The sequence below is a fragment of the Verrucomicrobiia bacterium genome (assembly GCA_035946615.1).
Lineage (GTDB): Bacteria > Verrucomicrobiota > Verrucomicrobiia > Limisphaerales > UBA8199 > DASYZB01.
On the sequence record DASYZB010000100.1, the window covers coordinates 1 to 8,901 of the forward strand.

An 8,901-nucleotide genomic window follows, 5' to 3' on the forward strand; every position below is an offset into this window, starting at 1 on the left:
CGCCGGGGGATATCGTGATGCTTACGGCCGCCGTGCGCGATTTGCATCGATGTTATCCGGGGCGGTTCACAACGGACGTGCGAACCTCCTGCCCCGAGCTTTGGGAGAATAATCCTTTCGTCAGAAGTATCCCGGATGAAGATTCCGATGCGGAGCTAATAGAGTGCACGTATCCATTGATAAATCGCTGTAATGAAATCCCATATCACTGTCTGCATGGATTTATTGCATTTTTGAATGAGCGCCTACGCCTTTACATTAAGCCAACGGCATTCAAGGGAGATATTCATCTGTCCGACCAGGAGAAAGCTTGGTACTCGCAGGTCCGTGAGCTTACAGGAAAGGACATTCCATTCTGGATAATTGCGGCTGGCGGCAAGTATGACATAACCATAAAATGGTGGCAATCAGCCCGTTATCAGTGTGTGGTCGATCACTTTCGAGGGAGGATTCAATTTGTTCAGGTGGGAGAGCAGGGCCATAATCATCCGAAGCTTAACGGGGTTATTGATCTTCGAGGACGGACTAACCTCCGCGAACTGGTCCGTTTGGTCTATCACTCGGAGGGAATTCTCTGTTCAGTCACCAGCCTGATGCATCTGGCAGCCGCCGTGGAAACAAAACCAGGGCACCCGAAGAACCGAGCCTGTGTTGTAGTAGCCGGTGGGCGCGAACCGGCGCACTGGGAAGCCTATCCCGGTCATCAGTTTATTCATACGAACGGCGCCCTGCCCTGCTGCATCGATGGTGGTTGTTGGAGAGACCGCACCGTCCGGTTGCGAGACGGTGACAAGCGGGACCGTTTTGGTTCCCTCTGTGTGGATACCCAAAATGGGCTTCCTCACTGCATGGACCTGATCACGGGCGATGAGGTCATTCGCCGGATAGAGCTTTATTTCAAGCGAGGCATCCGCAATTACCTGTCACCTCAACACTGGAGAGCAGCCCAAGGCGGGATAGCGGCCTGCGCGAGAAACCGTTTTGATAGGCAGCCCTTAAACTTGCACAACGCCGGCATGGCGTGTGATCGAATAACGAAGGCCATTCCTTCCTGCCCTCCTGATTTTGCAGGCCGAGGGATCGTCATTTGTGGAGGAGGCGTTCGGTACTTCACCTGCGCCTGGGTGTGCATAAACATGCTAAGGCATTTCGGCTGTCGTTTGCCGATCGAATTTTGGTATCTGGGCGGTGCAGAAACCGACGAGCGCATGATCGGTCTGCTAAAGCCGCTCCAAGTTGAATGCATCGACGCTTCGGAGGTCCGGAAGGAATTTCCCTCACGCGGGCTCGGAGGATGGGAACTCAAACCGTATGCGCTCCTGCACTCGCGCTTTCGGGAGGTTTTGCTGTTGGATGCCGATAACGTTGCGGTTATCGATCCGACATACCTCTTCGATATCCCCCAGTACAAGAAGACCGGGGCGATTTTTTGGCCGGACTATAACAGGGTCAAAGGCAGAAACGCAAAGATGATTTGGAGGAGCTGTGGCTTGCGCCTGCCGAAAGAGAAGGAATTTGAGACGGGTCAGACTCTGGTGGACAAATCGCGTTGCTGGCAGGCCCTGTATCTGACCCTGTGGTTCAATGAGAACTCGGATTTCTATTATCGGTACGTGCACGGGGACAAGGAAACCTTTCACTTGGCTTTCAGGAAATTAAAGCAGCCATACTGCATCGTGCCGAAACCAATCCACAAGCTTCAGGCCACCATGTGCCAGCACGATTTTCAAGGCCGGCGCGTGTTCCAGCACAGAAACCGGGACAAATGGGACTTTCTCCTGCACAATAAACAGATCGAGGATTTCTGGTTCGAGGAAGAGTGCCGGGATTATATCCGCCAGTTACAGCAAGTTTGGGACGGCGGGCTCGGCCTTGCTCGATTGAAATCAGGGTCGCCGCGCTGCAACGGGAGCACCCGCAGGGTCAAAATCGCGGCCATTATGATTTCCTGTAACGAGAGGGAGCAAGTACGAACCGTGACGCTGCAGAACCTGGCAAGGACGGATTGGCAAGAGACTCCAATTCATGTCGAAATCGACAGAGTCAAAGGAAAGGCCCATACCCAAAGGCAAACTCGCTGTTCTTTTCTCGCACTCCAAGCTGGTCTCCTGCTGCGCACAGATTATGTGCTGTTCCTGGAAGATGACCTGGATTTCAACCGATATTTTTGCCATAATCTTTACTCCTGGCGACCACTGAAAGACCGTCATATCACGTTGGCGAGTTTGTACAATCCGCGGGTGCGCGAGATTGCTTGCGACCTCGGAAATCGGGCCCGCATTGTCGAGCCGGCGAGTATTTTTGGAAGCCAGGGCTTCCTTATTTCTCACGAAGCGGTGAAGTATGTTCTATCGCGCTGGCACTCGGTCCCCGGCATGCAGGACATCAAGATTTCCCGTTTGGCGGGCCGGCTCGGACGGCCAATTTTGTATCATGCCCCCTCTCTGGTGGAGCATATCAGCACAAAAAGCGTTTGGGGCGGGGGCATCCATCGCGCGATGGATTTTGATCCAGATTGGAAGGCATAATTGTTTTGCTTTGCTTCGCAAGCGCGACATGGAGTGGGACGAGGGGTACGTGTGGGATTAATGGAAGCGTCGAACGGGCGCAACCTCTTCGAGGTTGGCTCGGCTCGGGGACAATTTCCCAGGGTAGCTCGCAGGCTCGCAACTTCTGGGCTGGAGGGCGGAATCCCTGCGGGATTCTCGGGCGACCTCTCGCCCGCAGAAGAGCCGCAGCGAGCGGCGGGGCACGTGAAGTTGAGTTAGCGCTTGTGTGGGACCCCTCTCCCCAGCCCCACCTCTTAATTCAACGGAGGTGCTCCCCAGCCCTCTCCCCTTCGGAAGGGGAGAGGGGGAACATCGTCAGATCAAAGGTGTAGTTTATGTTAGGGACTGCTCAGTAACTTCTCCAAGTTTTTAAAAACTGGTTGCCAGCCAGGGGCTTTCGCTGTCTAATCCTCAAAACCTCTTCGTAAAAATGGGCCAGGACTTTTTTGACGGCAGCCCCGAGTCCGCCCGCGCAGACGTGGCCGGGCCCGGCATGCCTCTCCATCGAGTTCCTCCTACCATTCCCGATCATCAACTCCTGCGCTGTATCGGCCGGGGCAGCTACGGCGAGGTATGGTTGGCGCTCAACGCGATGAGAATGTTTCGGGCGGTTAAAATTGTGGATCGGCGGTATTTTAGGGATCAACGGCCATTTGAACGAGAATTGTCAGGAATTCGCAGGTTTGAACCGATCTCGCGGTCGCACGAGAGCTTTATAGACATCTTGCACATCGGGATCGATGAGGCCAACGGTTTCTTTTATTATGTCATGGAGTTGGGGGATGATTTGGCGGCCGGCCAAAATATCGATCTGCACCGCTATTCTCCCAAAACGTTGGCCAAGGATATCAGCCGTCGCGGAATGCTCCCGTGGCAGGAATGCCTTGAGTTAGGCCTGGCGCTGAGCCAGGCCTTGGCGGAGTTGCACAAGCGCGGCCTGGTGCACCGTGATGTAAAACCTTCGAACATCATTTTCGTAAACGGAGTGGCAAAGCTGGCGGACATAGGGCTCGTGGCAGACGTGAACGATGCGTTTTCCTACGTGGGCACCGAGGGGTTCATTCCACCGGAAGGCCCTGGATTGCCGCAGGCCGATGTCTATGCCTTGGGAAAGATCCTTTACGAGGCCATGACGGGAAAAAGCCAGGAATTCCCTGAACTGCCGACGCTGTGGGACAAATCCCCGGAACGCGAACGTTTTCTGGAGTTAAACGAGGTAATCCTCCGAGCGTGCAACAGCGATCTTAGGCGGCGCTACAAAAATGGCTGGGACATACATGCGGACTTGCTGGTGCTGGCAAACGGAAAGTCGGTCAAGCGCCTGAGGAAATTGGAGCGATGGTTGACCCAAGCCAGACGAATCGCCGCTGTATCGCTGGTAGTTTTATCCATCACAGGGACGATAGGGTACCAAGTTTACCGCAGACATAGAGACGCGATTGAATCACGCCAGCGCGAAGTTGGCGCCGACGTCGCCTACGGGAATCGCTCGATGGAATCCGGTGATCTGATCGATTCCCTGCCTTATTTCGCTGAAGCCCTGCGTCTGGACCACGGCAACCAAGACTCGGAACTGGTTCATCGAATCAGATTGGGTTCGGTATTGGCGCAATGTCCCATGCTTATCCGGATGTGGTCGCGTCCGCTCGAAGTTGATGTTGCAGCTTTTGGGCCGAATGGGCTAAGCGTTCTCATGGTGGAATACGAGGGGCGCGCCCAGATTTTCGATACGCAAACGGGCAAAGCGATTTCGCCTCGGTTCGGCCAGGAGACTGGGATTCGCCAAGGTGCGTTCAGCCCTGATGGCCATTTCGTAGTCACGTCGAGCGAAGACGGCACCGCTTGCATTTGGAGAGCGCAGGATGGCGTTAGGGTCCTTCGCTTGAAGCATCCCGATAAAGTATTGAACGCCACGTTTAGCCCGGACGGAAAGCGCATAGTCACAGCTTGTTTGGACAAAATTGCACGAGTTTGGAATGCTGGCACAGGGGCTCTCGAACTCAAAATCGAAGGGCATATAGATTCGGTGCTTTGTGCAGTTTTCAGTCCCGATGGCCATCGAATCGCCACAACCAGCCGGGACGGCACTGCCAGGATTTGGGATAGTCAGACTGGACATCCAATTGGGATGCCTCTCCAGCATCCCAGATGGGTTGAGTGCGCCAGTTTTAGCCCAGACGGACGCCGACTCGTCACGACATGTGACGATCATAAGGCGCGGGTCTGGGATTTGGCAAAAGCTAATCTAGTTTTGCCCTATTTGAATCACAAGGATGTCGTGACGGCAGCAGAGTTCGGTCCGGACGGCCGACTGATTCTTACGGCCAGTCTGGATGGAACCCTTAGAATCTGGCTCGCTGATGGTCACGAACCGTTGGTTCCAAATCCAATCCTGCGGCAAAGCGACCGAGTAACGCACGCCGCCTTCGGCCCAGACGGCCACCGAATCGTTGCCTCATGTATTGATGGTACAGTCCGGGTTTGGGATCTCGCGGGCGCCATGGTGGCACCGCAACCCATTCGAAAGCCATTCAGCCCGGATGGAAGCCGGTATTTGGATTGTTCCAATAATGAACTTCGGGTTTACGACGCGCTCTCGAAGCAGCCGATTTCACCTTTGATTAAGTTCCCAGCGGTATTCGAACAGGCTGAGCTAAGCCAGGGAGGCAAATTTGTATTGACTGTCTCGAAGACGCCAAACGAGCCGGGCGGTCGAGCCATCCAGATATTTGAAGCCGCAGCAGGCCAGAGAATTGGGCCAAGGATTCTCACAGCATGTAAACCCCAGTCGCTCCTTCTAAATGGTGAAGGCTCGTATCTCATAAGTATTGCCGATGGCGTTTTGCAAGCCTGGTCCACCAGGACGGGGACCCCTCTTTTCAGCAATAGGATTTCGCGCATCAATGCGCAGGGAGCGGCTTTTAACCCGGCCGGCAATACTGTTGCCGCTTGGAGCGGCAGCCGGGTTAGAGTCTTGAATATCGCAACAGGTGAAGAGTTGTTTTCACCGCTTGAGCACCCCTTTCCAGTTAAACACGCCGAGTTTAGTTTGGATGGAAAGCGCCTAATCACCTGTGGTGCTGATCCCGTGTTTACAAAATGCTACGCGCAAGTCTGGGACGCTGCTACGGGGCGTCCGGTGGGCGCGCAAATGAAGCATGGTGATGGCGTGGTTTACGCATCTTTTAGCCCGGACGGCGCGCGCGTCGCGACATCCGGGGAGGATTACAAGGCGATTATTTGGAATGCGCTCACCGGAAGCCAGGTTACGCCTTCACTCCCGCATGGGAACCAGGTCTGGACAACGGTATTTGACGACCATGGCAAATGGGTGGTGACTGCCAGTTCGGACCAAACTGCACGGATTTGGAATGCGTCCACGGGCGACCCGTTGACGCCGCCGTTGCGCCACCTGCTGCCTTTGAGGAGCGCGCATTTTCTGAGCGACGGCAGCCACGTAGTCACACTTGATAGAGAGGGTGGCGGGTGCATTTGGAATCTGCCTCTCGAACAAAAGCCGGTGGAGGATGTCGTTTGCATGGCTCGAGTAATTAGCGCGGATAGTGTCAACCCTTCGCACGTCGTGATAGCCACACAGCCTGAATCCCTCCAGAGGGACTGGGAACGACTCCGAGCAAAATACCCTTCCAATTTTACAATATCTTCCGAGGAACTCGCTCGCTGGCACGAATTTCAAGCGCAGGAAAGTGAGAACGAAGGGCAATGGTTTGCCGCAGCATTTCACCTCGAGCAGCTTTTGAAAATTCGGCCTGGCGACCGTGCCCTGGCCGAACACCTGGCCGCCGCGCGCAAGCGCCTGGGAGCCGCAGATTGACTTTCTATGGAGCGGGGTGGCCCGGTTCTCAAACCGTGACCACCCCATTCCTCATCTCCCCATCCAGCATTTGGCGCAAAGTGACTAAAAGCTCCTCGACTGAGAACGGCTTTTTCACAAAAGCCTGGACTTCCAGTCTGCCCTTTTCGACCAGGGTTGCATCCGAGCCGAGGCCGGTCATCCCGATAACCTTAAGGGTTGGATCGATTTTGCGGAGGGTTTTGATGGTTGTGGGGCCGTCCATAACCGGCATCATCATGTCCGAAATCAGCGCGCGGATTTCTCCTCTGTACTGGTGGTAAAGCGCTATGGCTTCGCCTCCGTGCCTGGCAGTGAGCACACGATAGCCAAACGCTTCCAAGGTTTCGCGGATCATCTCCAGGACACCGATCTCATCATCAATGACGAGAATTGTTTCTCCCCGCCCGGCTGGCAGAGCCGGCCTTGCCAGTTCAGGGGGCAGTACTTCGCCTGTTGCCGCCGCCGGCAGGTAGATTTTGAAAGCGCTCCCTTTCCCTTCCTTGGACCAAACCTCAACAAAACCATCGTGGCTCTTTACAATTCCTTTGACCGTGGAGAGGCCCAGGCCGCTCCCTTTGCCGGCAGGTTTCGTTGTAAAGAACGGCTCAAATATCCGGCCCTGCACTTCGGCGGACATCCCCTGCCCGGTGTCTGAAACGGAGACTAAAACGTGAGGCCCCGAGACCGGCTGCGCTTTCCAGGCGGTAACCGCGTTCTCCAAGGTGATGTTGGTCGCCTCAATGGTGAGCGCCCCGCCTTGAGGCATGGCATCACGGGCATTGACACAAAGGTTCAATAATAACTGGTAAAGCTGGGTTGCATTACCTTTGATTGGGTAAAGCGGCAGATCGATCTTGGTGCGCACCGCAATCGAGCGAGGGAAGGCCTCTTTGACGAGTTTTTCCATCTCATAAATGAGGTGCTTGACGTTTAATAGAGCGGATTCCCCGGAAACACCTCGCGAGAATGACAGAATCTGCTTCACCATTTCAGCACCCCGCTCCGCACAGGTTCGCATCGTGCTCAGCAAGGCCCTGGCTTCGGCTGGGGAGTCTTCTTTAAGCAGGTCGATTCCCATCAGGATCGGCGCCAGGGCGTTATTGAGGTCATGAGCAATGCCTCCGGCCAGCGCCCCTATGGTCTCCATCCGCTGGGCTCGTAAGAATTGCGCCTCGAGGTTTTGCTTCGCGGCTCGGTCGGCAGATTCCTTGAGCGCCCGGCGGATGGCCGGCCCCAGTCGAGCCAGCCGGTCCTTCAGGACGTAATCGGTTGCCCCACGCTGCAGCGATTCAATTGCCGCCTCTTCGCCAAGCGTGCCCGAAACGAAAACGAATGGGGATGCCGGCGCCTTGTGTTTAGCGATTTCCAGGGCGACGAGGCCGTTGAACCCGGGCAGCCGGTAGTCGGATATGATTAAATCAAAGGACCCGCGAGCCAGTGCTGCCTCAAAATCATCCTGTCCCTTCGCATGTGTCAAGACACAATCCAAACCCTCCTGCTTCAGCTTCCGTTCGACCAGCTCCGCGTCTGCCGCGTCATCTTCGAGCAGCAATATCCTTATGCCCGCAGGCGGCTGCGGCTGCTGCCGGCCTGCGGGCTTCTGTCCATCCCGGGTCTCCGGCTGCCCATTTTCTGGCTCATTCCTAAAAAACATACATTCCCATCCTCTTATACGGAGGCACCCGGCAAAATCTTTCACGATTTTTGAAGATTTTTTGAAAGATTTTGACCCCTCGTTACGTATAAGCAGTATGAGGCATCATAATAAACCGAAGCGGCCTGGCTTTTTACAGGGGTTTCTGCGGGAAGCCGGGCTGTTTCACCTCATAATACGGTTTTACTGGGAGGACCGTGGGATGGACTACACACGAAAGGACCCCTCTCCCCGGCCCTCTCCCCTTGGGAAGGGGGGAGGGAGAAGCCTTGCCGGGGTAGCGATGGAGTTGATGATACGGACTCCTCAATAGATAACGAAAGGACATTTATGTCAGTCATTCAAGTTGGATTAATCGATACCACCGGCAAATTGGACCCGGAATTGGTGCAATCAGTGGCTGCCGCCCTGAATATCCAGGTCATGCGCGACCTGCCTCAGTTTTGGAACATCCAGGCGACAGTCGTTCACCTGTCTCACGGCAAAGTCCCGGCAGGCCTCTGGCCTGTGAACCTGGTTCCCAGTCTCCCCCCGGGCGAGGGCGGCGTGCATCTGGACCGTCATAACCAGCCGTACGCCAAAGTCATCGCCAATCCCGGAAGCGACGCGTGGACCATTGACGCCAGCCACGAGACAATCGAGATGCTGGTCGATCCCTCCGGGAACAGGCTCCAGACCTCGAAAGCAATCGCCTTGGGACCAGTTTCTACGGGGATCATAGTGGGTAGAGATTGAGCTTTCCGCAGAAGAACAGGATACGAATCCGGTAGTTGTGAAAGTTGCGAAAGCCTCGGGCAGCGGACTTGAGACTCTGGATTTTCGAGTTCAGCCCCTCGGTTACG

At 55.3% G+C, this 8,901-nt stretch carries 5 protein-coding genes; 3 read left to right on the forward strand and 2 right to left on the reverse strand.

Features of this window, described 5'->3' with window-relative positions:
* Nucleotides 1-233: 233 nt before the first annotated feature.
* Together VG146_14010 and VG146_14015 are read left to right on the forward strand one after the other, a co-directional pair.
* Nucleotides 234-2,528, forward strand: coding sequence for a glycosyltransferase family 9 protein (locus VG146_14010; protein HEV2393461.1), 2,295 nt, complete (start codon nucleotides 234-236; stop codon nucleotides 2,526-2,528).
* 451 nt (nucleotides 2,529-2,979) lie between these two features.
* The gene (locus tag VG146_14015; protein HEV2393462.1) at nucleotides 2,980-6,384 is read left to right on the forward strand and encodes a protein kinase; all 3,405 of its coding nucleotides are present in this window, start codon (nucleotides 2,980-2,982) and stop codon (nucleotides 6,382-6,384) included.
* A 28-nt stretch (nucleotides 6,385-6,412) separates the two neighbouring features.
* On the opposite strand, the gene VG146_14020 is transcribed toward VG146_14015, so the two are convergent.
* On the reverse strand, nucleotides 6,413-8,059 hold the full coding sequence (locus tag VG146_14020) for a response regulator (protein ID HEV2393463.1): 1,647 nt from the start codon (nucleotides 8,057-8,059) through the stop codon (nucleotides 6,413-6,415).
* A 330-nt stretch (nucleotides 8,060-8,389) separates the two neighbouring features.
* On the opposite strand from VG146_14020, the gene VG146_14025 reads away from it, so the two are divergent.
* Entirely contained in the window at nucleotides 8,390-8,794 is a 405-nt protein-coding gene (locus VG146_14025; protein HEV2393464.1) for a hypothetical protein, read from the forward strand.
* Here the strand turns inward: VG146_14025 and VG146_14030 are convergent.
* Nucleotides 8,775-8,901: transposase (locus VG146_14030; GenBank protein ID HEV2393465.1), on the reverse strand; the 127-nt coding region annotated here is incomplete at its 5' end. The two genes, VG146_14025 and VG146_14030, sit on opposite strands and share 20 nt — an antisense overlap.